Annotated in this window: 24 protein-coding genes; 11 read left to right on the forward strand and 13 right to left on the reverse strand. The window is 69.0% G+C overall.

The genetic code is table 11. The features are described 5' to 3' along the window. The first annotated feature begins 181 nt into the window (after positions 1-181). The gene (locus tag Q664_RS06440) at positions 182-724 is read left to right on the forward strand and encodes a hypothetical protein (protein ID WP_326938673.1); all 543 of its coding nucleotides are present in this window, start codon (positions 182-184) and stop codon (positions 722-724) included. A gap of 1 nt (position 725) precedes the next feature. On the opposite strand, the gene Q664_RS06445 is transcribed toward Q664_RS06440, so the two are convergent. The 11 genes from Q664_RS06445 to Q664_RS06495 form a co-directional block, all read right to left on the reverse strand. Next, positions 726-1,838, reverse strand: a complete 1,113-nt coding sequence (locus Q664_RS06445; RefSeq protein ID WP_043390992.1) for a serine/threonine-protein kinase — start codon at positions 1,836-1,838, stop codon at positions 726-728. Between the two features lie 141 nt (positions 1,839-1,979). After that, complete coding sequence (locus Q664_RS06450) at positions 1,980-2,864, reverse strand: ribonuclease H-like domain-containing protein (protein WP_043390993.1); 885 nt, start codon at positions 2,862-2,864, stop codon at positions 1,980-1,982. Continuing rightward, positions 2,864-3,280, reverse strand: coding sequence for a (deoxy)nucleoside triphosphate pyrophosphohydrolase (locus Q664_RS06455; protein WP_043391037.1), 417 nt, complete (start codon positions 3,278-3,280; stop codon positions 2,864-2,866). Before Q664_RS06455 ends, Q664_RS06450 begins: the two co-directional genes overlap by 1 nt. An 11-nt stretch (positions 3,281-3,291) precedes the next feature. Next, complete coding sequence (locus Q664_RS06460) at positions 3,292-4,452, reverse strand: outer membrane protein assembly factor BamB family protein (protein ID WP_200883668.1); 1,161 nt, start codon at positions 4,450-4,452, stop codon at positions 3,292-3,294. Between the two features lie 10 nt (positions 4,453-4,462). Then, a complete protein-coding gene (locus Q664_RS06465; RefSeq protein ID WP_235216580.1) occupies positions 4,463-5,266 on the reverse strand; it encodes a tetratricopeptide repeat protein in 804 nt (267 codons plus the stop codon). 79 nt (positions 5,267-5,345) lie between these two features. Next, complete coding sequence (gene der, locus Q664_RS06470) at positions 5,346-6,809, reverse strand: ribosome biogenesis GTPase Der (RefSeq protein ID WP_043390996.1); 1,464 nt, start codon at positions 6,807-6,809, stop codon at positions 5,346-5,348. Between the two features lie 11 nt (positions 6,810-6,820). Then, entirely contained in the window at positions 6,821-7,768 is a 948-nt protein-coding gene (gene era, locus Q664_RS06475) for a GTPase Era (RefSeq protein ID WP_043390997.1), read from the reverse strand. A 144-nt stretch (positions 7,769-7,912) separates the two neighbouring features. Beyond that, complete coding sequence (locus Q664_RS06480; protein WP_043390998.1) at positions 7,913-8,473, reverse strand: peptidylprolyl isomerase; 561 nt, start codon at positions 8,471-8,473, stop codon at positions 7,913-7,915. Positions 8,474-8,553: 80 nt separating this feature from the next. Beyond that, positions 8,554-9,378, reverse strand: coding sequence for a ribonuclease III (gene rnc, locus Q664_RS06485; RefSeq protein ID WP_052517745.1), 825 nt, complete (start codon positions 9,376-9,378; stop codon positions 8,554-8,556). 28 nt (positions 9,379-9,406) lie between these two features. Then, positions 9,407-10,552 carry an acyl-CoA dehydrogenase family protein gene (locus Q664_RS06490; RefSeq protein WP_043390999.1) on the reverse strand — a complete coding sequence of 382 codons (1,146 nt, stop codon included), beginning with the start codon at positions 10,550-10,552 and terminating at the stop codon, positions 9,407-9,409. Between the two features lie 35 nt (positions 10,553-10,587). Next, on the reverse strand, positions 10,588-12,117 hold the full coding sequence (locus Q664_RS06495; RefSeq protein ID WP_043391000.1) for an acyl-CoA carboxylase subunit beta: 1,530 nt from the start codon (positions 12,115-12,117) through the stop codon (positions 10,588-10,590). A 248-nt stretch (positions 12,118-12,365) separates the two neighbouring features. Between Q664_RS06495 and Q664_RS06500 the strand changes: the two genes are divergently transcribed. Next, on the forward strand, positions 12,366-12,713 hold the full coding sequence (locus Q664_RS06500; RefSeq protein WP_043391044.1) for a YtxH domain-containing protein: 348 nt from the start codon (positions 12,366-12,368) through the stop codon (positions 12,711-12,713). A 77-nt stretch (positions 12,714-12,790) separates the two neighbouring features. Here the strand turns inward: Q664_RS06500 and Q664_RS57395 are convergent, their stop codons facing one another. Both Q664_RS57395 and Q664_RS06510 read right to left on the reverse strand, forming a co-directional pair. Further along, complete coding sequence (locus tag Q664_RS57395; protein ID WP_043391002.1) at positions 12,791-14,077, reverse strand: hypothetical protein; 1,287 nt, start codon at positions 14,075-14,077, stop codon at positions 12,791-12,793. A 133-nt stretch (positions 14,078-14,210) separates the two neighbouring features. After that, on the reverse strand, positions 14,211-15,341 hold the full coding sequence (locus tag Q664_RS06510) for a hypothetical protein (protein ID WP_052517746.1): 1,131 nt from the start codon (positions 15,339-15,341) through the stop codon (positions 14,211-14,213). Positions 15,342-15,513: 172 nt separating this feature from the next. Here Q664_RS06510 and Q664_RS06515 point away from each other — a divergent pair, with 172 nt between their 5' ends. The 9 genes from Q664_RS06515 (at position 15,514) to Q664_RS06555 (ending at position 25,055) form a co-directional block, all read left to right on the forward strand. Then, the gene (locus Q664_RS06515; protein WP_043391050.1) at positions 15,514-16,161 is read left to right on the forward strand and encodes a hypothetical protein; all 648 of its coding nucleotides are present in this window, start codon (positions 15,514-15,516) and stop codon (positions 16,159-16,161) included. A gap of 331 nt (positions 16,162-16,492) precedes the next feature. Further along, positions 16,493-17,497 (forward strand): hypothetical protein, encoded by a 1,005-nt coding sequence (locus tag Q664_RS58870; RefSeq protein ID WP_043391003.1) that lies wholly within the window; start codon positions 16,493-16,495, stop codon positions 17,495-17,497. A 164-nt stretch (positions 17,498-17,661) separates the two neighbouring features. Further along, positions 17,662-18,324, forward strand: a complete 663-nt coding sequence (locus tag Q664_RS58875; RefSeq protein ID WP_043391004.1) for a trypsin-like peptidase domain-containing protein — start codon at positions 17,662-17,664, stop codon at positions 18,322-18,324. A 15-nt stretch (positions 18,325-18,339) separates the two neighbouring features. Beyond that, positions 18,340-20,688, forward strand: a complete 2,349-nt coding sequence (locus Q664_RS06530; protein WP_043391006.1) for a hypothetical protein — start codon at positions 18,340-18,342, stop codon at positions 20,686-20,688. A 214-nt stretch (positions 20,689-20,902) separates the two neighbouring features. Further along, positions 20,903-21,544 (forward strand): DUF2239 family protein, encoded by a 642-nt coding sequence (locus tag Q664_RS06535; protein WP_043391007.1) that lies wholly within the window; start codon positions 20,903-20,905, stop codon positions 21,542-21,544. 132 nt (positions 21,545-21,676) lie between these two features. Continuing rightward, positions 21,677-22,948, forward strand: a complete 1,272-nt coding sequence (locus tag Q664_RS06540) for a sensor histidine kinase (RefSeq protein ID WP_063934667.1) — start codon at positions 21,677-21,679, stop codon at positions 22,946-22,948. 135 nt (positions 22,949-23,083) lie between these two features. Next, positions 23,084-23,458, forward strand: a complete 375-nt coding sequence (locus Q664_RS06545) for a hypothetical protein (RefSeq protein WP_043391009.1) — start codon at positions 23,084-23,086, stop codon at positions 23,456-23,458. A 71-nt stretch (positions 23,459-23,529) separates the two neighbouring features. Next, positions 23,530-24,180, forward strand: a complete 651-nt coding sequence (locus tag Q664_RS06550) for a TetR/AcrR family transcriptional regulator (protein WP_043391054.1) — start codon at positions 23,530-23,532, stop codon at positions 24,178-24,180. Further along, positions 24,177-25,055: an alpha/beta fold hydrolase gene (locus Q664_RS06555; RefSeq protein WP_235216581.1), complete on the forward strand. Its 879-nt coding sequence runs from the start codon at positions 24,177-24,179 to the stop codon at positions 25,053-25,055. Before Q664_RS06550 ends, Q664_RS06555 begins: the two co-directional genes overlap by 4 nt. Positions 25,056-25,076 lie beyond the last annotated feature (21 nt).

The following is a 25,076-nucleotide window of genomic DNA, read 5'->3' on the forward strand; positions in this document are numbered from 1 at the left end:
CCCTTGGACGGCCCGTGGGCTGAGTTTACATAACGCACATTATCAGACCCCATGTCAGAGGGAAACGGGGTGGAAACCGGCTGCCCCCGGGCCTGTTCCCCAGCCTTCGGAGCCTGGCTTTCGCGCTTCTCGGTCCGGTCGTTGGGACATAGGGTCTGCGCGCCCTATGCGACTCCTCCGTTTGAGCTTCGCCGTATGTGCGGCTGCCGCGCTCGCCGTGGCCGGATGTCCCAAGCCCTCCGCCCCTACCGATGACGCGGGCGTTCCCGCCGCCGGAGCCGCCGAACCGGCCGCTGAAGCCGACGCGGGTCCGGGCCTCGCGTCGTTCTCGCTCCAGTACACGCTCCCGGATGCCGGCCTGGAGGCCATTCCCCTCGTGGGCGAAGAAGAAGGCCGCCCGCTCATCGATCCCACGTCGACGCTCGAGCTGCGCAGCACCCTGGCGCTCCGCAACCACCGCGTCCGCCTGTTCGACGAGGCCGATCGCGCCATGGTCTCGGACGACTCCGCCGAGGAATCCCCTGACGGGCTGCTGTACCGGATCTCCCTGCCCACGCCCCTCAAGAGCGGCCACAAATACACCCTGGTCATCGACGCGCAGACCGGCACGTCGATGACGGATTCCCAGGGCCGCGAGGTTCCCGACATGCGGATTCCCTTCCAGGTCTCCGGTGAAAAGGAAAAACCGCAGCCACCGCCCACGAAGAAACGGCGCCGGCGCTGACTCAGTGCTCACCACGCCGAGGCGCCGCGTCCGGGAACACATCCGGCTCCAGGACGTCCGCGGACTCGCGCAGCAACTCCGCCTCCTTCACGGCCACGAGCGCCTCCCGGGCCGCCTCCGGGCGCCCGTACGAGCGCCCCTGGACCACGAGGAACTCCCGGAGCGCATCCCGCAGCTCCAGGCCGGACTGGTAGCGCTCGGCCGGCTCGCGCCGCAGCGCCCGGTGCACCACGGCCCGCAGGGACGCTGAAATCCTTTGGGTGGCCCTCTCCACGTCTTCCGGTCCGAACCGCTGGATGCGCGCCGCCATCTGCGCGATGGGCACCCAGCTGGGCTCCTCGCAGTGCGCCTCGGTCAGCGCGACCGGCCCGGACGCCTGGGCCGCCTGCTCCACGTCTTCCAGGTCGAACAGGTGCTTGCCCGTGAGCAGCTCCAGCATCACCAACCCCAGCGAGAACAGATCCGAGCGGTGGTCCACCTTCTCCAGCCGCATGCGCTCGGGAGACGCATACGCGATGTCCCCGCGCAGCACGTTGGCCGTGGTGGCCTCGCGCCCGGGCAGCAACGAGTACGCCACGCCGAAATCCACCAGCTTCACCTCGCCGCTGCTGCCCACCCGGATGTTCTCCGGGCTGACGTCCCGGTGGACGATTCCCAGGGGCCGGCCGTGCTCGTCCGTCCGCGTGTGGGCATGGTGGAGCGCGTCCGCGACCTCGGAGATCACGTGGCACACGAAGGCCTCGGACATGGGCCGCTGACGCATGGCCGTGACGCTCAAGACCGTCTCCAGGGAGCGGCCCTCCACGTACTCCATCACCACGTACGGCAGGCCCCCATGCAGCACCAGCTGGTACACCTTGGCGATGCCCGGGTGGTCCAGCCGGTATGCCAGCTGGACCTCTTCCTTCAACCGCTGCTTCTGCGTCTCACTGAGCGGCCGCGACAGCCGCTTGATGATCACGGAGCCCGCGGGCCCCTTCGCGTAGCGGCGCTGGGCGAGCAGCAGCTCGCCATTGCTGCGCCGTCCCAGCCTGCGGACGAGCTCGTAACGGGTCCCATCCACGGAGAAAAGCAACCGGGGGTGGTTCGAGGACTCGGGCCTGTCGATGGACACTCGGGCTCTCCTTCGCGACGCCAACGCCGCGCCAGTGAAATGCCGGAGGTAGGGCCCAGACGCCGAACCTCCAGCGTCAGCCACCCTACCAGACCGGGCTGACACGGCCGCCCGACCTCTCCCCTCGGGTCCGAAAGGGCGTCAGTCCTGGTGCAGATCCCTGTCCTGGGCGCGCACCCGCTCGAGCACTCGCAGATCCCTCTCCGTGGGCCCCAGCTCCATGATGAGCCGGCTCACGTCGTAGAGGACCTCGCCCCGCTCGAACACGGGCACTCGAGGTTCGTCGTCCAGGTTCAGGTCGTCCAGGGCGCGGTTGTACGCCTTGTCCATCAGGGACCGGAGCTGGAACGAGTCATAGAGGTTGTACTCCACCAGGAAGCGCAGGGCCTCCACGTCCCCACGCGCCAGGTACGCGCGCCACAACAGCACCGCGTCCCACCCGTTCACGCCCTTCATGTGCGGCGGCCGCCCCAGCCCCAGCTTGTCCTCGAGCTCCTTCAGCCCGCCGCCCATCCCCAGACGCCGGCATACGAAGCGCAAGTCAATGTGCGCGTCGGGTGTCGGGAAGCGCTTGCCGAAGTACTCGCGCAGCACCGGCACGTCGAAGCACGAGCCGTTGAACGTCACCCACAGCCGCCGCTCCGCCATGGCCTCCGGCAGCTCGTCCATGTTGCGGCCCTGGATGAAGACGCGCAGCCCCGAGTCATCGAACAGGGCCACCACCGTGGGCGCCTGCTCCTGCTTTCCGTCCGTTTCGATGTCGAAGTAGACCGCGTCGCGCGCGAACTCGGGGTACAGCCGCCAGTGCTCCCTCGGCGGCACCATGGCGGCCAGGCCCTTCAGGTCGCGCCGCTCCAGGGCCTCGCGCGCCAGCGCCAGCCGCCCGCGGGCGCCTTCGTCCAGCTTCTGGCCGAGCACCGAGCCGTTGCCCGGAAAGTCGTCCCAGGTCTGGATGCCCCGGGCCCACAGGTCCTTCTCCTTCCAGGGACCCACACCCGGAATGAGCTGGAACGTGCGCCGCAACATCAGCCCAGCGGACCCAGCCTGCCCGCCACCAGGTCCTCCAGGGGCGGAATGTCCGCCTCGCAGAACGGTAGCGCCAGCATCTCCGCCGGCGTCAGCCATGCCAGCGCGTTGGCCCCCAGCGTCTTCGGCTCCCCCGACTCCAGCCGGGCCAGGTACAGCACCAGCTCCACCGTCAGGTCCGAATACTCGTGTCTCCCCGCCCATAGCCGCCTCCCCACGTGGAGCCGGACATCCAGCTCCTCCTGGCACTCCCGGGCCAACGCCTCCGGCTCGGACTCCCCGGGCTCCACCTTGCCGCCCGGAAACTCCCAGAGGAGCCCCCGGCTACCGCCCGGTAGCCGCTGCTGCACCAGGAATCGCGACCCGTCCCCGGGCTGGTGAATCAGGGCGGCCACCACCCGGACCGTTCGCTTCACGGCCTCCTGCGTCAACCGCTCCTCCCATCCAGCCGGAGGGAGTACAGGTAGCCGTTGTTGGACAGCACGTACACCTTGCCGCCCACCACCCGGGGCGGAGCCGAGATTCCCTCACCCGGGTTCCACGCCAGGCGCGATTGGCCCGTGCGCGGGTCCACGAAGAGCAACGAGCGCTGTGCGGGCACCAGGAGCATCCCCTTGACCAACACCGGCTCCAACCCGGCCCTTTCCTCCAGGGTTTGCGACCAGAGGAGCTTTCCGCTGTCGGCCAGGTAGGCATCCAGGCGGTCATCTCCCGTGGCCACCAGCACGTTGCCGTGCAGCAGCAGCGAGGTGATGCCCTGGGCCACCGAGTTCCACACCACGTCGCCCGTCTCCGCGTCGAGCGCGTAGAGGCCACCGGCGTACGAGGCCGCGTAGACATGGCCCGACTCGTCCAGCACCGGCGAGGTGTCCACGTCCACGAACTGCGTGGCACCGCCCGGCGCCAGCACCTTCTCCCAGCGCACGCCGCCGTCATCCAGGTCCAGCGACACCAGGGAGCCGTCGGAGAAGCCCACCCAGGCCGTCTGCCCGCGCACCGCCGGCGTGGACGCCCGGTGGATGGTGAAGCCCGCGGGAGGATCCCTCCGGTACAGCCATGCCAGCTCGCCCGTGGCCCGCTTCACCGCGAACAGGGTGTCGCTCTGCGAGGCCACCAGCACCAGGTCGCCCGCGAGCACCGGCGCCGTCGCCAGCGCCTCGCCCGCCGCGTACTTCCACTTGAGCGCGCCCGTCTTCGCATCCAGCGCGTGCAGGGCGCCGTCGGTGCCCGGCACGTAGGCGATGCCGTCATCCACCGTGGCACCGGCGTAGAAGCGGTTGCCCACCGTGTAGTGCCAGAACTCCGTGCCCTCCGGGTCGAAGCTCCGGACCAGGCCGTCCCGGGTGAGCGTGAGGACGCGCTCGTTCTTCGCGTCATACGCCGGCTGCGCGTGCTCGCGAGGGGCGTACTCGAGCAACGTGGGACTGACGAGCTGCCTCCACCAATCCACCGTGAAGAAGTGGTGGGGAGGCTGCACCGGCGCGGCGGTGACCGGGTTGCCATACACCGGGACCGTGGTGCAGGCACCGAGCAGACCCGCCGCCGCGAGCCCACCCACCCAACGCTTCCACCCGCTCGCGGTGCGCATGGTCAGGCGGTCACCCCGCGTCCGTCTTCTGGGTGGCCGCGGGCGTCGGCTCGGGCACCTTCACGCCCTGCGCCGCCAGCACCGCCAGCCGCTCCGTGGCCAGCCGCCCCGCGGCCGCGTTGCCCTGCGAGGCCTTCAGGTCCGCCAGCAGCTGCGCCGCCTCGTCCTTCTTGCCCTGCGCCGCGAGGATGCGGGCCTGGTGGTACTGCCCCATGCCCTGCATGAACTCACCGGAGGTCTCCGCCTTCGACATCTGCTTGAAGGACTCGAGCGCCTGATCCAACTGACCCTTGGCCTCGTGGGCATAGCCCTGGCCCTCGTAGGCCGCGGTCAGCAGCGGAGAGCTCTTCGGGGCGTCCTTCGTGTACTCGCCGAAGGTGGCCACGGCGTCGTCGTACTTGCCCAGGCGGTACTGGGCCTTGCCCAGCGGCAGCGCCGCCGTCAGCGCGGCCTCCGTGCCCTTGTGGTCCGTCCGGAACTTCGTCAGCTCCGTGACGGTCGTCTCGTTCCGCTCCTGCTCGGACTTGAAGGGGGGCAGCTCGCCCGCCGCCGGCTGCAGCTGCACGCCCTCCACCACCGGACGCTCCAGCGACTCCAGCGCCTGGCCGAGCTGCTTGGCCGCCGCCTCCTCGCTCCGGTTGCTGAAGTACTGCACCAGCGCGGCGATCAATCCGCCCACCACGAGCACGACCGCGATGGTGCTGATGATCTGACTGCGCTTCATCAGCCAGTCACTGGCCTCGGCGCCGTACAGCTGGAAGGCATCGGGAGCGCTGAGCTCCTGCTTCGTCATCTTCTCTGACTTCTCGGCCACGGTGGTTCGCACCTCTGTACAGGGTCGAAGGGCGCGCAATCTACGGAGCGCGCACCCGCAGTGTCAACGCGGACATCCCTCAATGCTTCGACTTCCCGGCCAACTTGGGCCGCTTTCGCGCCGCCCGCTTGGCCTGGCCCGGGCGCTCCCGGAACAGCAACCGGATGGGGACCCGAAGGTCGAAGGTCCCTCGCAGCTGGTTGGTGATGTACCGCTTGTACATGTCCGGTACACCGTCCGGCCGGTTGCAGGTGATGGCGAAGGTGGGAGGCGCCGTCCCCACCTGGGCCATGTAGTACAACCGCAGCGGACCCCGCCCCACGATGGGCGCCGGGTGGTTGTCCGCCATGTGCTCCAGCAGCCGGTTGAGCTGCGGCGTGGGCGCCCGGTACCGGAACTGGACCGCCAGTTCCACCGCCAGCTCCAGCACCTTCTCCACCTTGGAGCCCGTCAGCGCCGAGGTGAACACGATGGGCGCATAATGCACGAACTTCAGCGCGTGCTTGAGATCCTCGCGGAAGAGCTCCTGCTTGCGCTTGTCCGTGCTGATCAAGTCCCACTTGTTCACCACGATGACCAGCGCGCGGCCCTTCTCCTCGGCGATGCCGGCCAGCTTGGCGTCCTGATCCACCGCCGGCTCCGTGGCGTCCATCAACAGCACCGCCACGTCGCTGCGCTCCATGGACTTCAGCGCCGCCACCACGGAGAACTTCTCCACCCGGTGGGCAATCGTCTTCTTGCGCCGGATGCCCGCGGTGTCCGTGAGGATGACCTTGCGGTCCTTGTACGTCAGCTCCGAGTCGATCGGATCCCGCGTGGTGCCCGGCACCTCGCTGGCCACCACCCGCTTCTCCTTCAGCAGCGCGTTGACCAGGGTGCTCTTGCCCACGTTCGGCCGGCCGATGATGGCCACCCGGATGGGACGCTCCTCCTCCTCCTCGGCCGGGGCCGCCTCCGCGCCCTCCTCTCCGCCCTCCCCCGCCTCCGCGGCTTCCTCCGCCCTGTCGGCCTGCTCACGGGCCGCGAGCTCCTCCGGAGACGGCGGGGGCAGCTTGCCCATCACCGTCTCCATCATCGAGCCCACCCCCAGGCCGTGCTCGGCCGAGATGGGGAACACCTCCCCCAGTCCCAGCTTGAAGAACTCGCCGGCGAGGGCCTGCAGGGTGCCCGACTCGCTGTCCAGCTTGTTGGCGGCCACCACCACCGGCTTGCCGCTCTGGCGCAGGTAGTGGGCCACATCCTGGTCCGCCGAGGTCATACCGACCCGGGCGTCCGTCACGAAGATGATGGCATCACACTCCTCCACGGCCAGCTGCGCCTGCTCGCGCACCTGTTGCAGCAGGGAGTCCTTCTCGCCGGGCACGAAACCGCCCGTGTCGATGATGGTGATGTCCCGGCCGTCGTAGTCCACGTCCCAGTAATGCCGGTCGCGGGTGACTCCGGGGATGTCCTCCACCAGGGCGATGCGGCGCCTGGCGAGGCGATTGAAAAGCGTGGACTTGCCCACGTTGGGACGGCCCACGATGGCGACCAGAGGCTTCATGCTCGTACTTCCTACTCGTAACCCAGCTTCTTGAGGCCCTCGGGACGCTCGCTCCAGCGAGGCTCCACCCGGACCCGTAACGAGAGGTACACGTGCGCCCCCAGCAACCGCTGGATGGCCTTGCGCGCGTCCGTCCCGATCGTCTTCAGCATCTGCCCCTGCTTCCCGATGATGATGGCCTTCTGGCTGTCGCGCTCCACGTAGATGGAGGCGGCAATCCGGATGAGGCCCGCCAGCTTGCCAGGGGGCGTTCCTGGCGGTGGCTCGCGCTCGGACTCGTCGAAGAAGTCCACCAGCACCGCCGTGGAGTACGGAATCTCCTGCCGGCAGTGCCTCAGCACCTGCTCACGGATGTACTCGGCCACCAGCGTCTTCTCCGCCTGGTCCGTCAGCACATCCTCGGGAAAGAGTGGATCGCCCTCGGGCATGTGCTGGAGCACCGCCTGGAAGAGCTGTTCCACGCCATCGTCATCCTTCGCGGAGATGGGCACCACCTCGGCGAAGGGAAACTCCTTTCGGTACAAGTCGATGAGCGGCAGCAGCACCGGCTTGAGCACGGTGTCGATCTTGTTGATGACCAGGAAGGTGGGCTTGCCCGCCTTCTGCAGCCGCTCGAGGATGAACCGGTTGCCCGGACTCACCTCGGGGTTCTCCGTGGCGGCACCCGGCTCGATGACGAAGAGGACCAGGTCCACGTCGTCCACCGCCTGCAGGGCCACGTCCACCATGTAACGGTTGAGCTCGCCCTTGGCCTGGTGGATGCCGGGCGTGTCGAGGAAGGCCACCTGCCCCTCCGGCCGCGTCACCACACCCAGGATGCGATTCCGGGTGGTTTGCGGCTTGGGGGAGACGATGGCGAGCTTCTCGCCTGTCAGTTGATTGAGCAGCGTGCTCTTGCCCACGTTCGGACGGCCAATGAGCGCGGCGAACCCGCTGCGGTGTGTCTGCTGTGGAGCCATCTAAAGCTTCGAAGGTCGAAGGTGATCAGGGAGCCCCCTCTGGAGGGCGCGCCCCAAGAACTACTCGGAACGACATGGAACATCGGACCCGCCGTGAAATGTGGCAACCCGGCGGGCAACCGCCTCCAGGGCGGCTCGGGACGCCTAGGCCGGCGCGCTGGTGGAGATGGTCAGCTTGTTGATGACCACATCCTTCATCGGACGGTCCTTCGGGCCCTTGGCGATGTCATTGGCAACGCGATCGGCCACCTCCTGGCCCTTGAGGACCTCGCCGAAGATGGTGTGCTTGTTGTTCAGCCACGTCGTCGGCGCCACCGTGATGAAGAACTGGCTGCCACCGCTGTTCGGAGCGGCCGTCTTGGCCATGGCCAGCTTGCCCTTCTTGGCGAAGTCGTAGCCGTTGTTGAACTCATCCTTGATGGTGTACCCCGGCCCGCCCGAGCCCTGGCCGAGCGGATCCCCACCCTGGACCATGAAGTTGGGGATGCAGCGGTGGAAGATCGTCCCGTCGTAATAGGGCTTGCCCGTCATCTTCTCGCGCGTCCCCGGGTGCACCCACTCCTTCTCGCCCGTGGCCAGCCCCACGAAGTTCTGCACCGTCTCCGGCGCGGCCTTCGAGAAGAGCTTCACGACAATCTGTCCCTCGGTGGTGTCGAAGGTGGCGTAGAGATCCTTGCCCGCCCGCGCCTCGTCCAGCATTCCCATGGCTACCTCCCAGATTCAATCCCACCACCAGCGGATGGGCGCGGGACCTTATGCTCCACCCCCCAGGCGGCCAAGCAGTTTCAGGCCGGGGTGTCGTCCTTCGGACCCGGAACGGCCACCGGCGCCTGCTCGGCTGCCCCCGGAACCCCGGGATTCGCCGTCCCCGGAGGCGCCGCGGCCACCTGCCCCGGCTTCTCGCCCCGGTCCAGCAGCACCAGGGCCCCGTGGGCGGCCGTCTGCTCGGCGTCCTTCTTGCTGCGGCCCGTGGCCCGCGCGTACACCTCCGCGCCCAGCATCACCTCCACCTCGAAGATCTTCTCGTGGTCGGGGCCCACCTCGGAGACGATCTGGTAGCGGGGCGTCAGCTTGAGCCTGTCCTGGGCCGCCTCCTGCAGCTTCGTCTTGTAGTCCTGCCGGCTGAGCGCCTGCGCCACCCCCTCCAGCGCCTCGGCGAAGTGCCGGTCCACCAGCCCCATCACCGGCTCCAGCCCCGAGCCCAGGTACACGGCGGCGAACACCGCCTCCAGCGCGTTGGCCAGCAGCGAGTTCTTCTCCCGGCCGCCGCTCAGCTCCTCGCCCCGTCCCAGTTGCAGCAGCTCGCCCAGCCCCAGCCGCCGGGCGATGCGCGACAGGCCCTCCTCGTTGACGATGCGGGCCCGCAGCGGCGTGAGCTCCCCCTCCTTCATCTGGGGGAAACGCTCCATCAGCCGGTGGCCCACCGCCAGGTTGAGCACCGCGTCCCCGAGGAACTCCAGCCGCTCGTTGTCCTGGAAGCCCTCGCCCCGGTGCTCGTTGATCCAACTCTTGTGCGTCAGCGCGGTGAGCCCCAGCTCGGGACGGGGAAACGTCGTCCCCAGCCGCTCCTCCAGGGCCTTCACTCGCTCAGCGGGTTGCAGGGTCGCCACGGCCTCTTTCCAACTCCAATCCTTCCGCCTACTCCTTCTTGAAGACCTCGCGCGCGATGATGGTGCGCTGGATCTCGCTCGTCCCCTCGCCGATCTCGCACAGCTTGGCGTCACGCAGGTAGCGCTCGACCGGGAACTCGCGGGTATAGCCGTAGCCACCGTGGATCTGCACCGCCTTGTTGCAGGCCCGCGTGGCCACCTCGGAGGCGAACAGCTTCGCCATGGAGGCCTCCTGGCTGTAGGGCTGGCCCATGTCGGCCAGGTACGCCGCCCGGTGCACCAGCAGCCGCGCCGCGTCCGTCTCCGTCTTCATGTCCGCGAACATCCAGCGCAGCCCCTGGAACTCGGAGATGGGCTGGCCGAACGCCGTGCGCTCCCGGGCGTAGCGCACCGACTCCTCCAGCGCGCCCCGGGCCAGGCCCACCGCCAGCGCGCCGATGGTGATGCGGCCCTTGTCCAGGATCTTCATCGTGTCGATGAAGCCGTGGTCCACCTCGCCCAGCCGCTGCGAGTCCGGAACCTCCACGTTCTCCAGCACCAGCTCCGCCGTGTCCGAGGAGCGCATGCCCAGCTTGCCGTGGATGGCCCGCTGGCTGAAGCCCGGCATCCCCTTCTCGAGGATGAAGGCGGTGACGCCCTTCTGCTTCTTCTCCGGCGACGTGACGGCCAGCACCACGAAGACGCTGCCCACCGTGCCCTGGGTGATGAACATCTTGGCGCCGTTGAGCACCCACTTGTCACCCTTGCGCACCGCCGTGGTCTTCATGCCCGCGGCGTCCGAGCCGCTGCCCGGCTCCGTCAGGCCCCAGGCGCCCAGGTGCTCGCCCGTGGCCAGCTTCGGCAGGTACTTGCGCAGCTGCTCCTTGTTGCCGAACACGCGCAGGTGGCTGGTGCCCAGGCCGTTGTGGGAGGCCACGGTGAGAGCCAGTGAGCCGTCGTAGCGGGCGATCTCCTCGACCGCCACCGCCACCGCGAGCGAGTCCATGGCGGCGCCGCCGTACTCCTCGGTCACCAGCATGCCCATCACGCCCAGCTCACCCAGCTCCTTCACCACCTCCATCGGGAACTTCTCCTCCTTGTCCCACTCGCGGGCGTAGGGCTTCACCCTGCGCTCACAAAAGTCACGGAGGGAGGACTGGAGGGCTCGATGGCTTTCGGGAAGTTCGAAGTCCATGGGGGGATGTATAGCAGAGGGTGGAGGGAGGACCGTCAAACCGGGTAGACGCCGTGCTTCTTCGTCTCCCGGGGCTGGAAGCGCCGGGAATACAACTCATAACGCTGGAGCAACTCGGCCCGGAGCCGGTCGCCCGGGACGATCTCGTCCACCACCAGCTCGCTCGCCAGCTTGTAGATGTCCACGTCCTGGCGGTACTCGTCCCGGAGCTGCTGGACGTAGGCGGCCCGCTCGGCCTCCGGCTTCTCCTGGATCTTGTTGAAGTAGACGGCGTTCACCGCCGCCTCCGGGCCCATCACGGCGATCATCGCCTGGGGCAGCGCCAGCGTGGCGTCCGGCGCGAAGCCCGGCCCGCTCATGGCGTACAGGCCCGCGCCATACGCCTTGCGCACCACCACGCAGATCCTCGGCACGCTCGCCTCGGACACCGCGGAGATCATCTTCGCGCCCGCCCGGATGATGCCCGCGCGCTCCACCTTCGTGCCAATCATGAAGCCCGGCACGTCCGCCAGGTACAGCAGCGGGATGTTGAAGGCGTCGCACAGCCAGATGAACCGCGCCGCCTTGTCCGCCGAGTCCACGAAGAGCACGCCGCCCTTGTACTTGGGCTGGTTGGCCACGATGCCCACCGGCCGGCCATCGATGCGCGCCAGGCCGGTGATGAGCTCCTGGGCGAAGAGCTTCTTCACCTCGAACCAGCTCCCCTCGTCGATCAGCTCGGCGATGAGCGCGTGCATGTCGAAGGGCTTGTTCTGGTCCGCGGGGATGATCTCGTCCACCCGCTTGCCGCTGGCCTTGGGGGCCTTGGGCTCGGCCCGGGGCGGCGCCTGCGTGAAGTTCTCCGGGAAGAAGGAGATGTACTTCCTGGCCGCCTCGATGGCCTCCTGCTCCGTCTTCACCAGCACGTCGCCGACGCCGGACACCGAGCAGTGCATCTTCGCGCCGCCCATCTCCTCGAGCGTCACCTTCTCGCCGATGACCATCTCGGCCATGCGCGGGCTGCCCAGGTACATGGAGGCGTTGCCGTCCACCATGATGACGATGTCGCAGAAGGCGGGGATGTACGCGCCGCCGGCCGCCGAGGGCCCGAAGAGCAGGCACACCTGCGGCACCTCGCCGGACATGTGCACCTCGTTATAGAAGATGCGGCCCGCGCCCCGCCGGCCGGGGAACATCTCCACCTGGTCGGTGATGCGCGCGCCCGCCGAGTCCACCAGGTACAGCAGCGGGCACTTCAGCCCCTTGGCCGTCTCCTGGATGCGGAGGATCTTCTCCACCGTCCGCGCGCCCCAGCTCCCCGCCTTCACCGTGGAGTCGTTGGCCATGATGGCCACCGGGCGCCCCGCCACCTTCCCCACTCCGATGATCACGCCGTCCGAGGGCAGCTCCGCGTCCAGGTTGTTGGCCAGCTTGGAGTCCTCGACGAACGAGCCCTCGTCCACCAGCAACCGGATGCGCTCGCGGGCGAACAGCTTCCCCGTCTCCCGGTTCTTCGCGTGGTACTTCTCGGCCCCGCCCTTCTCCACCTGGGCGATCTTCTCGAGCAGCTTCTGATCGAATGACATGGCGCCGGGGGCATACCAGAAAGGTGCTCGCCTGGCCGCTGTCTCCGTTCACTCCCTACCTTGGACACGGCGCGTCATGGCCCCACTCTGACCGACAGCCGACTCCCACCCCCTCCTCCGCCTCCAGGACATGGCCCAGGGGGTTCCCCCCTCGCCCGCCCTCCCTACCTTCACAGCCAGCAGGGGTGGGCTGCCCGTGGGGGGAGAGCACCTCTCGGATTGGCTGTGTGGCCAAGGAGGAGGACGGAATGTTGTTCGCGAAGAAGGCCAAGTGGGCGGTGAAGAGCAACCTCTATCGGCAGTTGCTCGCCCGGAAGATCATCAAGGACCTGCCCAGGTTCGCCAAGAATCAGTGGGACGACTTCGATGCCGATGACGTGCTGCGCTACGTGGGCCTCACCACCTACAAGCCCGCCCGGAGCTCGTTCGCCGGCATCGGCGCGTTCGTCATCGGCTGCGCCGTCGGCGGCATCGCCGCGCTCATGCTCGCGCCCAAGCCCGGCACCGAGCTGCGCACCGATGTGAAGGACAAGGCCCTGGGCTACCTCGGCAAGCAGGGCATCAACGTGGGCCAGGAGAAGACCGCCAACGCCTAGTTGCTTCCCGGCCGTCCAGCGGGAATCGAGGCCCCGGAGGCGCGCACACCGCGCGCTTCCAGGGGCCTTTCTTCGTCTCAGTACACGCGCAGCAGCCGGGTCCGGATGTCGAAGTGCGGCCGGCGCAAGTCCGGGATGATCACCTCGCCCCGCGTCTCCTCGAAGTTGCCCGACAGGATCCCAAACGGCATCATCGCCGAGATGTACGCCACGTCGTCCGCCCGGAGCTCGTCGAGCTTCGAGAACCGGATGGTGCGCGAGAAGCTCACGTGCCCGTCCACCCCCCAGACGCTGCGCACGTTCCCCGTCGATCTCGCCGCGAAGTGCTCCGACGCGGGCCCGAGCGCCTCCAGCGACGAGGGCACGCGCTCGACCACATAGGTGTCGAAGAGCGGATTGCCAGAGCTGTCGATCAGCTTCACCCCCAGCACCTTGCCCGTGCGCGACTGCTCCAGCTCGATCGTCACGTGCAGCGCTCCGGCGGCCTTGTTGTACGTCTCCAACATGTCCACGTTCGAGGGCCTCGACCGGGCCCGCGCTCCCGCCGTTCCCGCGCGCGCCACGTCCTCCAGCCGATCCGTGCCCGAGGGACCACCCACTCCTTCCGGGCTGCCCGTCGCGCCATATTTCCCGTAGGTCTCGATCAGAGAGCGCAAGCCCTGGCCACGTTCGGGGGTGGCCTTGAAGAAGTGCTTGAACACGCCCTCGTACGTGAAGAGCGGCGCGCCAGAGAGTCCCTTCTCCAGCGCATGGCCCATCTCGCCGAAGTAGGTGTCGACGAGGCCATTCTGGACGCGCAGGCTCGCCATGCCGTCATCGAGGAGGCCCTGCACGCGGCCCTGGACCCGCGCGTGCTCCTCCGCACGGAGTTGCTCGGGAGAGGGTCCATCCCCCGGCTTCCACGTGCGTCCGGTGGAGGCTCCCGGGGTGGCGCCGGTGGAGGGCAAGGGTCCCACCGCCATGCCATCGGGGCCCGGGAACAGCCGGATCTGGCGCGGGACGTCGGGCATCTCCGCCACCTCGGGGGGCTCCGTCATGGCGGGCGGCGTGGCCGGTGGCGTGGCGGCGGGGGGCGGCGCTTCGGCCGTGGCGCTCGGAGGGGGCGGAGCGGGAGGCGGCGCGGCGCGTGGGGGCCGCGGAGTGCCACGTGGCGGCCGGGGGGGCTCCGCGACCGGGGGCTTGGGTGGGGGCGGCTCCTCGCGAGGGGGCGGCGTGCGCTCGAACACCTCGAACTGGACCGGCTCCTGGCGGCTCATCAGGAGAGGTTGCTCGCGCTTCGGCGGCGCCAGGTACAAGAAAAGCCCCAGGCCCAGGTGCAGGGCCAGCGAGAGAATCAGGGCCTGGACCAGGCGGGAGCGCCGCATCGGCCCCCCACGCTGGCAGAGATGCACCCTTCAGACAAAGGGTGAAGGTGGGTGTCCGTGCGGAACCGGTCGGCTCGTCCCCTCCCCTGTCAGCCCAGCGTGTCGCGCAACAGCAGGCGGGAGTGCGGCGTTCTCATGGCCTCGTACCTCGCGTCTGCTCGAACCAGCGGCGCCAGGCCGCCATGTCGTCGCCGAAGTCCTGTCCCGCCAGCATCCCGAGCACCTTGCGCGAGGGCTCGCGATCGAGGGCCGACCGCATCCCCGCCATCTCCAGCAGCACCTCCCCCGACTTGTCGAGGATCCGCTGCCGCTGGACGGTGCCCTCCGCCTCCATGATGTGCACCAGCGTCCAGCCCGCCTTGTTGCGATCCGTCGCCAGCGGGTACCAGAGCGCCTCGAGCACCGGCTCGAGCGGCACGATGCCCGGCTTCTTCGACACCTCCTGGGCCGACCCGAGCCGGCGCAGCACTTCGTTGCGCACGCCCTCATATGGATCACGCACCGACGGGAGGATCGCCTTCACCAGTTGCTCCGGCGAGGACAGGTAGGTCATCAACATGAGCGCGTTCATCCGCTTGCCGCTGTCCTTGTCCTCGCGCAGCACGCGCACGAGCGCATCGGCATGGCGTGGCACCCCGTCGATGAAGCGCTGCTCCAGGGGCGCGAGCTCGGGGTGATCGAAACCTCCGTAGCACCCCAGGAGCGCACGGCAGGTGCCCATGCCCCACTCCGGCACCGCCCCCTGGCTCCGTAGCTTCCAGAACGTCTTCAGATAGTCCGACCAGGCCGCGATCAGTCCTTCCGGATCGGCGACATCCCCCTTCGGCTCGGGGTTGAAGGGCATGCGCCACTCGTCCCCCGTGTCGACCAGATCCACCGTCACGCCCATCGTGTGATCCTGGTTCTGGCCCACCGACATCCGGATGAACGCGAAGGAGTACGTCTCGGAGAGGCGCTTCTTGCTCTCCATGAGGTTCGCGATGAACTCCTTCTGCTGCTGCTCGTTCTTCGTGTCGAGCCGCGTGCCCGGAGCCGGCAGCGTGATGAGCTCCAGCAGCTTCTCCCGGGGAATCTTGCGCGAGCCGAAGACCTCCACCCCCTTGAAGACGTAGACGGAATCGGGCTCCCGGGGCGCCTCGGTCTTCGCTGTCGGCGCTTCAGGCGCGGGCGCGGCGGTCTGCTGGGTGGTGGTGGGCGGCTCGGCCTGGCGGGTCGTAGTAGTGCAGCCAGCGAGCAGCGCGAGACTGACGACGATGCGTTTCATGTTGGTCCCCCAGGTGCCTGGAGCAGGCACAGGCCTCCGCGACTGTAGTGGCGCGCATACCGGCTGGCGAGGCGAAGTGCCGGACCCCCGCGGTTCCGCCTCTCCCCTTCCTGGAAGTTTTCACCGGGCGTGAGCCATGATGCGCCGCCCCTCGCAGTCCCTGAGGCTCCTCATGCACTCCGCTTTCAAGTTCCGTGTGTGGCCGCTCGTCGCGGCGCTGCTCTCCACCGGTGTGGTTGCCCCGGCGTTCGCCTCCGAGCCGAAGAGGCCCACTCCCGCGCCTGCCCAGGCGCCCACTCCCGCGCCCGCGCCCGCCCAGGCGCCCGCGACCTCCCCTGTTCCAGCTCCGGCCGCCCCCGAGGCGAAGCCGGAAGACGTGGCCACCCCGGAGGCCATCGTGGCCGCGCTCTATGACGTCATCTCCGGACCGAAGGGCCAGGCCCGCAACTGGGATCGCTTCCGCTCCCTCTTCGCTCCCGGCGCGCGGATGATCCCCGCCGGCAAGCGCAAGGACGGCACCTCGGGTTACCGGCTGATCACTCCCGAGGAGTACATCACCTCGTCCGGGAAGCTGCTCGTCGAGGAGGGCTTCCGCGAGCGGGAGATCCATCGTGTGAAGGAGCAATTCGGCGTCATCGTGCACGTCTTCAGCACCTACGAGGCCCTGCGCGGCGACGAGACGAAGCCCTTCATGCGCGGCATCAACAGCATCCAGCTCTTCAACGATGGCAAGCGGTGGTGGCTGCTGACGGTGGCCTGGACGGCCGAGACGCCGGAGCAGCCGCTGCCCGCGATGTACCTCCCTCCCTCCAAGGGCTGAGGTCAGCGCGGCGCGAACAGCACATGCGTCCGGACTGCCCGCCTCACAGTCTTTCCAAGCCATCGGACCAAAGTCCTTTCAGGGGTGAGTGAGTCCGCCTTCCGGGCGCGCTCTTCACGAACTTGTCCAACTGTTGGACAAGTCTGGCGAGACCGTACCCGGAGGGGTCCCTCCTGCCGCTCCCGGCCGCTCCACGTCCAAATCCGAGGCCCCCTGACGCCCTTGTCGCGGTTCCGCGTCACACCTCACCACGGGGTGTCCCTCCGCGCGCACGTGTGGTTCGTGCCTTGCACAGCCGCTCCGGCGCAATCCTTTCCCACCGGGAGCTCCGATGCGCTTCAACCCCTTGCTGTTCTGTTTCCTCCAAGCGGCCCTGGTCCTCACGGTGTCGCTGCACGCGTCACCCGCCGAGGCCTGCTCGCCGCCAGCGTCGCCGCGTAGATACTACACGCTCACCGGGAGCTTCCCCGCGGATGGGGCCTCGAATGTGGCCCTCGACACGGTGGTGCTGATCGATTCGCGCGCCTGGCAGATCCCAGGCTCCTTCGAGGACGTCTATGTCAGCGTCCACGACCTCCTCTCCGTCACCGTGACGGACTCCGTTACGGGTGAGCTCGTTCCTGGACGCAGGCCCCCGGGTGAAGCATGGCGGCCCGATGCCCCACTGCTCCCGAACCGGCGATACACGTACGTCGCGACCCTGCAACAGAGTGGGCCCCGGCCCGAGGAGGCCCAGGGATCCACGGAGCTGCGCGGCTCGTTCTCGACCGGAGAGCAGCTGTCTCCACCGCTCGAGCTGCTCGGCGGGCTGGACGTGGCGCTCGAGTCCTTCGAGACGGACAAGCTCGACTGCTCGTCCGGCGGGTGTACCTGCGACAAGGTTGGCCGGGAGATGAGCACCCGCGCCCGGATCCGGGTCCCCGGCGTCCAGGGCGGAAGCGCCATCGGCTCCTATCGATTCGAGCTCTGGGTGACGGACAACACGCCCTACCGCTTCGGTGGGACGAACCAGCATCTGGAGCACCAGGTCCTCTGGGGCGTCTGGGGGGTGAATACCTCGGGCGAGCCCGCCGACACCTCCTTCGAGATGCCCCGGAATCATCACAACGCCAACGCCAGTTACACCCCGTGCTTCTCCTGGCGCGTGATGGATCCCGCGGGGAACGTGCGCGAGGGGGCTCCCGTCTGTCTGAAGGAGAGGGTCGATCCCCCGGGCTTCTCCTTCTTCGGGTGCTCGGTGGCTCGGGATGCCCGGGGCTCCCAGGGTACGGCGTTCCTGGTGCTCCTGGGCGCGATGCTCACCGTGTGGCGCGTCCGCCGCCGGCCCGTGGCCTGAGCGTCCCGGATGATGTGAGGGGGAGGAGCGGTCTTCCCTGCCCCGTGTCCGGGCCGACGGCTATAGTCGTCGCGACCAGACACGGGGCGAGACATGGGCACCAGCGGCACCCTGGAGACTCTCGGCGGCAACGGAGGCGTCGAGCACTCCATCCCGGTGACGAAATGATTGGCGGCTGGTCGGCGGCCCAGCTCGGCTTCTTCTTCCAGAACCAGCCGCTCGAGGGGGCCTTCTCCCCGGTGGTGGCGATCGAGGCCTCCGCCTGGAACCGCTCGCAGGTGGCCAGTGGCCTGCTGGTGCACCCGCGGCTGGTGCTGACGGTGGCCCACGCCGTGCTGTTCCGCGCGGGAGCCCGGCTCTTCGCCGCGGCCCAGGTGAAGGTCGAGCTGGGCAACGTCCGCGCCTGGGCCGATGCCGTGGTCATCCCCTCGCGCTTCCTGGCGCACGCCGGCTTCCTGGCCACCGCGGATCTGGCGGTGCTGCGCATGCCCATGGAGGTGAGCGGACCGCTCGATCCGCCCCTGCTCGCCGACTCGGCGAGGGACGGCGAGGCCATGCTGTGGGGCTGGACCCTGGTGCGGCCGCGCACCCAGGTGTCCATCCCCGTCACCGTCACCCTTGGCGAGGATGGCTGCCTGCGCTACCCCGCGGCCAATCTCCCCGCCTTCAGCGGAGGCCCGCTCCTGCGCAGCACCGGCCCGGGCCAGCCGGACGAGCTCATCGGCCTCCACCGCGCCTTCCACGCCGACACCCAACAGGGTGAGGCCATCCCCTTCTCCAGCGATGACGTGCTCGAGGCCATGCACTCGCTGGGTTTCGACGTCTAGAAAGAGAGAAAGGACATGATGCGTAGGCATTCGCATGCACCGGGGGGCGCCCTCCTGGCCCTGCTCCTGCTGTCCACCGCCGCGCTCTCCCAGTCCAGGTCCGTCCCCCAGACGATGGGTCCCGCTCCTGGAGCCCCGGTGGGGGCCGCTCCCGCGCAGCTCCCCACCGCCGGGCCTGGGGCGGGCCTGCTTCCCACCCACGACACGACGAGCGCCTTCGCCCTGTGGTGGGGGGAGATCCGCGGCAGCCTCCCCGGACGCATCCGCACGGCCTGCACCCCCTCTCCCCAACCCGTTCCCGAGATCGCCACCTGGTGCCAGCGGTACCAGGGCCCCTCCGCGACGGAGTTCGACCTGGAGGCGCTGCTCGGCTCGGACGCGCTGGTGCTGGCCGCGTACTTCAGTGAGCGCAGGGCCTTCTTCCAGGCGCTCGACGAGCTGGACTCGGCGCTGGAGGCCGTGCGGCGCTCGAAGACCGCTCCCCGCGAGCAACAGGAGGCGGCGCTCACCACGTCGGAGATATTGGACGCGGCCCGGGGCCACACGTCCCTCAACGCGGGCGAGGAGGCCGCCACCAGTCTGCCGGGCCTGCTGCCGGGGATCGATCTGAACGCCTTCCTGGACCAGGTCTTCACCGGGCTGGCGGGGGCGCTCCAGGAGCGGGCCGAGGCCGAGGCCGTGCTGTACGTGCTCGTCGAGTTCGACCAGCGCATCTGCAAGCAGGAGGTGAAGGATCAGTGGGGCCAGCGGCAGGGGCACATCCGGGACTGGCTGCCCGCCACCTGCACCGCGGCGCACAACAACGCGTTCGCCTCCACGCTCGGCGCCGGCGGAGCGGCCTCGCTCGCGCTGCTGCGCAAGACGGTGGAGCAGGATCTCCGCTCCATCCCCTCGCACCTGGTCTTCGAGGTGGTGTCCCAGGCGGATGGCCGCCGGTACGAGCGGGCCGCGCTGCCCGTCCGGGAGATGGTGGACTCGGTGGTGACGGGCGTGCACCCGTTGCGCGCGCTGGACACGCTGTCGCGCCGGCTCGAGACGCTCCCCCTGGAGCCGGGTCTGCCCGCCGACGTCTCGCGGCTCTACACGCAGCTGGCGTGCGTGAGTGGCATGCCCCCCTCCTTCACGCGCTACACCCGGTTGGTGGATGACGCCAACCAGGGCCTCGTTCCCCAGATGGACGCGAACGCACGGGGACTGGCCGTGTTGCTGCTCTCGCTGCAGAAGGAGAGCTGCGGCTGGGTGTACGCGCCGGCCGGGAAGCAGTCGCGGTTGAAGATCTGGGCCGCGCTCGCCCCTCCCCTCTCCGACTCGGCCGAGGGAGTCTTCACCGTGTCGGCGGACCTCCAGCGGCTGGTGGACCTGGCCGGGCGCCTCTCCTCGGAGGGAGCCCAGGACGGCAGCCCCGCGCGGATCGCCGAGGCCACCCGGTTGCTGGCCCAGCAGGGCGTGTCCGCGCTCGATGCCGCGCAGGTGGCGCTGGACGGGCTGCTGAGCCTCAACCGGCTGATGGGGACATGGCTGGAGTCCTCGGGGTCCGGGGCTGGCGCCGCGGAGCAGGTGGCGGCGAACCAGAAGGCCCTGCTCGAGGCCCGGGGCTTCCTGACCTCGTCCCGCGACGTGCTGCGCATGGTGGTGGCGGCGATCGCGAGGGATCTCTCCACCGTCTACCAGTTGCTGCTCGAGCACCAGGCGCTCTCCAGCAGGACGGATCGGTACAACGACAGCGTGGCGATGCGGTGCGTGCAGGAGGAGGCGTGGAAGGCCCCCGCGGCGGCGGACCCGGAGGCCCGCACCTCCGAGTGGCGCTGCGAGCGCCGGCCGTGCATCTGCCTGCCGGAGGGCTTCGGCCGGTACGGCGGCCTGCTGGTGTCGCTCGCCGATGCGAAGGACGCGCAGGAGGTGAAGGCCGTGGTGCTCGCCTCGGCCTCGCCGGTGGGCAGCTGGCGGTGGCGGAGCGATCCGGACGTGCACCACTTCGTCTCGCTGGGCGGCCTGGTGGGGCTGGGCGCCTCCTACTCGCTCTCCGGCCCCCGCGCGGACAGCGTCACGCCCCGGTTGCTGGTGCCCGTCGGCATCGACTACCAGATCGGCGGCGCCGGCCTCACCTGGAGCGCGTTCTTCCAGATCATCGATCTGGCGGGCTACACCCAGTTCGTCGGCGTCGAGGAGCGCAAGGCCCCACGGGTGATGGAGGCGGTCAGCCCCGGCCTGTGGCTCAAGGGATTGATCCCCAGGACCCCGGTCTCGCTCTCGGTGGGCGCGGCGTATGACCTCGACGCGGGTGGCGTGACGCCGGCTCCGTCCTGGCGCTTCAGCGCGGGCGTCTCGATCGAGGCGCCCCTGTTCCTCCTCTACCGGAACTGAGGCCGCCCGAGGCCCCCTCCCCTGCTCCCCGAGGGGGCCATTCCACCCGGGCAACCCCCCCAAATCACCCGGGTAGTATCCAAACAGCCGGATATTACCCGGAGAATATCCCTTGATGCTTTATTTTGCCCGGGTGATATTCGGATTCATGGATTTCACCCTGTGGGAATTCTTTCTACCCGGGTGGTTTTGGGTCCAGACAAAGGAGCCGGGTATGGGCGAGGAGAAACAGAGGAATTACACGGGCTTCGCGGGCCACCGGCTCCTCGCGTCGGGAGAGCTGACCGAGGTCGCCCTGAAGGCCAAGGAGCGGCTGGACCGGGGAGACAGCGCGCCGATCCTGATCTTCGAGGACGAGACGGGCACGCCGGTGGACCTGGACTTCCGGGGGTCGCTGTACGAGTTCCTGGACAAGCTGGAGAAGAAGCGGGCCCGGCGGGTCGAGGCCGAGCAGGCCGTGGAGGAGACCCGGCGGTCCGGTCCGGGCCGGCCGAAGCTGGGAGTCGTCTCCCGGGAGGTGTCGCTCCTCCCCCGCCACTGGGACTGGCTCAACTCGCAGCCGGGTGGGGCCTCGGTGACGCTGCGCAAGCTCGTCGAGGAGGCGAAGCGCAACAGCGCGGGCGCGGATCGGGCCCGGCGCTCCCAGGAAGCCGCCTACAAGTTCATGACCCTCATGGCGGGAGACTTCCCCGGCTACGAGGAGGCCTCGCGGGCCTTCTTCGCGAATGACTCCGAGCGCCTCGAGCAGCTCATCCAGCCCTGGCCGGAAGACGTCCGGGAGCACCTCCGGCGATTGGTGGCGATCGCCCGGAAGGATCTGGAGAATGCCGCCCGTGAAGATCGGGTGCGCCGGTGAGACTGCTCACCTGAGCGCTGTCCGGAGGGGACCCGCTTGGCCGGCGGGGCCATGTCCCTCCTATGATCTCCTCTGGTCGCCAGCCGCCAGAGGGGGAGCGAGATGGAAACCCGGCCCAGCGTCGCAAGCCACGTGGCGGATTCGGAGCGGGTCCAACGCGGCATCCAGGGTGTCGCGGGGATGGGGGCGTCCGTCGCCAACCTCGCGTTGCTCCTCTCGGTCTGGGGACAGTGGTCCGCGGTCCTCGCCGTCGCGGGGGTGAGCGTGGTGCTCACCCTGTTCAACGCCGTCCTGGCCGAGCGGCTCGTGCCGCGGATCGGCCGCGCCCGGGCGGAGGCGATCCGGATGGGCATCAACGCGGCGGGCATCTGCCTCATTGGCATCCACACCCGGTGGCACGTGCTGCTCTGGGTCTTCGTGCCCTACAACATGCTCTGGTACTTCGGGCTCGACTCGTGGGTCCGTCCGCGCATGGCCATCTATCTGATGTCCATCGACGGAGTGGCCCTGGCCACCGGCGCCGAGCCCGCCACGGTCCTGTCCTTCTCCATCATTGGCATCTTCGGATACCTGGTGTCCGAGAAGCGCGGGGCCCTGCTGACGGAGAAGAACCTGGAGCTGGGGCGGACCCACCAGGAGTTGCAGCAGCTGCACCAGCGGGCGCTCGAGCAGGAGCGGCTCTCCAGCCTGGGGCTGATGGCGGCGAGCGTGGCGCATGAGATCAACAACCCGATGAGCTACGTGACGAGCAACGTCGACTCGCTGCTCCAGGACATGAGGGACGAGCCGAACCTCTCCGCGCCACTGAAGGAGTACGTGGACGACGTGCTCCCCGCGACGCTGGACGGCATCAAACGGGTGAACTCCATCGTCTCGGATCTGCGCCGCTTCTCGCGCGGGGATTTCGAGGGCTACAGCTCCTACGACTTCAACGCCGAGGTGCGGACGGCGCTGCGCATCGCGCGGATCCAACTCGGCCATGTGCGGGTGGAGCAGGCGCTGGAGGACGTGGGAGCGGTGGTGGGCCGTCCGCGGCAGCTCGTGCAGGTGTTGGTGAACCTGCTGGTCAACGCGGGGCAGGCCACCCCGGCGGGCGGAGTGGTGCGTCTGGCCTGCCGGAACGAGGGCGCCCTGGTGCGCGTGGAGGTGCGCGACACCGGCTCGGGCATGTCCGAGGAGCCGAAGCGGCACCTCTTCGAGCCGTTCTTCACCACCAAGCCCGCCGGGTTGGGCACGGGGCTGGGGCTGTCCGTGGTGCAGGGCATCATCAAGGCCCATGGCGGCCGCATCGAGGTGGAGAGCGAGCTGGGCAAGGGCACGTGCTTCACCATCGAGCTGCCGAAGGTGCCGACGGTGCCTCCGGAGAAGGGCTCGGGCGGGGACCTGCGCGCGGCGGGCCATTGACCGGAGACAGAGGCCTGTTCGCCAGGAGGCACTTGGGGGCCCGGACCACCGGTGGGGGTTAGCGGACTCCCCTGCTCCGCGCCAGCTTGTCTCCCGAGACGGATTGGGGCACGTGTATCCGCGGGAGGAAGAACCATGAGACAGGTACTGATCGCCACCGTCCTGGCCGCGACGCTGCTGGGGACGGGCTGTGTGAACCGGCGGCAGGCGGCGGGCGTGTACGTGGACGAGCCGATGGTGGAGCTCGGCGTCTTCACCCGTGTGAGCAAGAAGGAGGGAAATGCCTGGGTGTTCGACCCGATGGCTCCCTGGGAGAAGAAGGTGCGCGTCTGGGTGACGCCCGACACGAGCGTGGTGGAGAACGGCATCCAGACCGAGCTGAGCGCGGTCAAGGCGGGCCGGAAGGTCCGCCTCGTCTACGAGCTCCGGCGCGATGGGACCGGCGTGGCCGAGCGCATCGACATCATCGGCAAGGTGTCGGGCGAGGAGCTGCCCGACACCGACACTTGAGGCTCGGCGGAGGCGTGGATGCCGTTTCGCTGGACCCGGAACCGGAGATTCGTTAAACATGTTCATTGAACGTGTCCAACGAATCGAAATCCCAGAAGCAGACGGGCGTCCGGGCGACGCAGAAGGCGGCCACCGGCCAGGCGGTGCTGGAAGCGGCTCGCGAGGAGTTCGAGCGCGTGGGCTTCGAGGCGGCGAACCTGCGCGCCATCGCGGCGCGGGCCGGGGTGTCCGCCGGGACGGTGCTCCACCACTACGGTGACAAGCGGGAGCTGCTCCACGCCGCCCTCTTCGATGACCTCGAGGAGACGCTGCGGCAGGCCTTGGAGGGGCTCGGCCCGGGGCCGCTGGAGAAGCAGCTGTCCGCGCTGACGCGCACCGTGTTCGGGTACTACCAGCGGAGACCGAAGCTCTCGCGCACCCTGCTCAAGGAGTCGCTCTTCGCGGACGAGCCGTGGGCCGGGAAGTTCACCGCCCAGGTCGGCGGGGTGCATGGGGCGATCGCTCGGCTGGCCCAGGAGGCGAGCGCGCGAGGCGAGCTCCGGCCCGGCGTGGATGGCGCGCTCTTCGGTGCCGCGTACTTCTCGTTCTTCTATTTCGCCCTCATCTCGTGGGTGCAGGGCGCGCACCCCGCCCCCGTCGCCATGGTGGAGCGCCTGATCGGCCAGCACCTCGAGGGCCTTCGTCCCCCCAGCAGCCTGTCACCCCGGAGGAAAGAGCGATGATGAAGTCCGCGTTCAGAGGCGAGCAGGCCAAGGCCGTTCTCTCCCAGTGGTTCGATCGCTTCCGTGATCGGCTGAAGGTGCCGACGGAGAGCCGGACGGTGAAGACCCGTTTCGGAGACACGCACGTGCTCGTCGGCGGTCCCGAGGGCGCTCCGAACCTGGTGCTGCTCCATGGGGCGCTCGCGAGCTCGGCGCACGTGCTCAGCGAGCTGGCCCCGCTGCTCGAGCGGTTCCGGATCCACGCGGTGGACATCGTCGGGCAGTCGGTGAAGAGCGCGGATGCACGGCCCTCGGTGACCAACAACGAGTACGGCGAGTGGTTGAAGGACGTGCTCGATGGGCTGTCGCTCGAGCGCACGCACGTGGTGGGCGTGAGCTGGGGCGGCTTCGTGGCGATCCGGCTCGCGGCGTACGCGCCCGAGCGCATCCAGCGGCTGGCCCTGCTCGTTCCCGCGGGCATGGTGAATGGCTCGCACTGGGAAGGGTTCACCAAGGTGGGCCTCCCGATGATGCTGTACCGGATGTCCCCGACGAAGCGGCGCCTGGAGGCCTTCGTCCGCTACATGCTCACGACCACGGATGACGACTGGGTGCCCTACCTGGGCGATGCCCTCCGCTCGTTCAACATGGACATGCGGGTGCCCGCGCTCGCGAAGCCGGAGGAGCTCGCGCGGTTGAAGGCGCCCACGCTCGTGCTCGGAGCGGACCTGGACGTGAGCTTCCCGGGACAGCGGCTCCTCGCCCGTGCGCCCGAGCTGTTCTCCACCCTCGCCGACACGGAGCTCATCAAGGATTGCCGGCACTGCCCGCCGACCACGGACGCCTTCCGGCACTGGCTGTCGGAGCGCATCAGCGGCTTCCTGCTCGCGAGCTGACGCGCGCCCGTCTCTTCCATG

This window comes from Archangium violaceum Cb vi76 (assembly GCF_000733295.1).
GTDB classification, from domain to species: Bacteria; Myxococcota; Myxococcia; order Myxococcales; family Myxococcaceae; genus Archangium; species Archangium violaceum.

What these genes read in the sequence shown, in the direction of transcription:
- era (WP_043390997.1), bottom strand. Translation starts at nt 7,768, where the DNA reads ATGGCTCCACAGCAGACACACCGCAGCGGGTTCGCCGCGCTCATTGGC.
- Q664_RS58875 (WP_043391004.1), top strand. Translation starts at nt 17,662, where the DNA reads ATGATTGGCGGCTGGTCGGCGGCCCAGCTCGGCTTCTTCTTCCAGAAC.
- Q664_RS06490 (WP_043390999.1), bottom strand. Translation starts at nt 10,552, where the DNA reads ATGGACTTCGAACTTCCCGAAAGCCATCGAGCCCTCCAGTCCTCCCTC.
- Q664_RS06460 (WP_200883668.1), bottom strand. Translation starts at nt 4,452, where the DNA reads ATGCGCACCGCGAGCGGGTGGAAGCGTTGGGTGGGTGGGCTCGCGGCG.
- Q664_RS06530 (WP_043391006.1), top strand. Translation starts at nt 18,340, where the DNA reads ATGATGCGTAGGCATTCGCATGCACCGGGGGGCGCCCTCCTGGCCCTG.
- Q664_RS06515 (WP_043391050.1), top strand. Translation starts at nt 15,514, where the DNA reads ATGCACTCCGCTTTCAAGTTCCGTGTGTGGCCGCTCGTCGCGGCGCTG.
- Q664_RS06555 (WP_235216581.1), top strand. Translation starts at nt 24,177, where the DNA reads ATGATGAAGTCCGCGTTCAGAGGCGAGCAGGCCAAGGCCGTTCTCTCC.
- Q664_RS06480 (WP_043390998.1), bottom strand. Translation starts at nt 8,473, where the DNA reads ATGGGAATGCTGGACGAGGCGCGGGCGGGCAAGGATCTCTACGCCACC.
- Q664_RS06545 (WP_043391009.1), top strand. Translation starts at nt 23,084, where the DNA reads ATGAGACAGGTACTGATCGCCACCGTCCTGGCCGCGACGCTGCTGGGG.
- Q664_RS58870 (WP_043391003.1), top strand. Translation starts at nt 16,493, where the DNA reads ATGCGCTTCAACCCCTTGCTGTTCTGTTTCCTCCAAGCGGCCCTGGTC.
- Q664_RS57395 (WP_043391002.1), bottom strand. Translation starts at nt 14,077, where the DNA reads ATGCGGCGCTCCCGCCTGGTCCAGGCCCTGATTCTCTCGCTGGCCCTG.
- Q664_RS06500 (WP_043391044.1), top strand. Translation starts at nt 12,366, where the DNA reads ATGTTGTTCGCGAAGAAGGCCAAGTGGGCGGTGAAGAGCAACCTCTAT.
- Q664_RS06535 (WP_043391007.1), top strand. Translation starts at nt 20,903, where the DNA reads ATGGGCGAGGAGAAACAGAGGAATTACACGGGCTTCGCGGGCCACCGG.
- Q664_RS06450 (WP_043390993.1), bottom strand. Translation starts at nt 2,864, where the DNA reads ATGTTGCGGCGCACGTTCCAGCTCATTCCGGGTGTGGGTCCCTGGAAG.
- Q664_RS06510 (WP_052517746.1), bottom strand. Translation starts at nt 15,341, where the DNA reads ATGAAACGCATCGTCGTCAGTCTCGCGCTGCTCGCTGGCTGCACTACT.
- Q664_RS06495 (WP_043391000.1), bottom strand. Translation starts at nt 12,117, where the DNA reads ATGTCATTCGATCAGAAGCTGCTCGAGAAGATCGCCCAGGTGGAGAAG.
- der (WP_043390996.1), bottom strand. Translation starts at nt 6,809, where the DNA reads ATGAAGCCTCTGGTCGCCATCGTGGGCCGTCCCAACGTGGGCAAGTCC.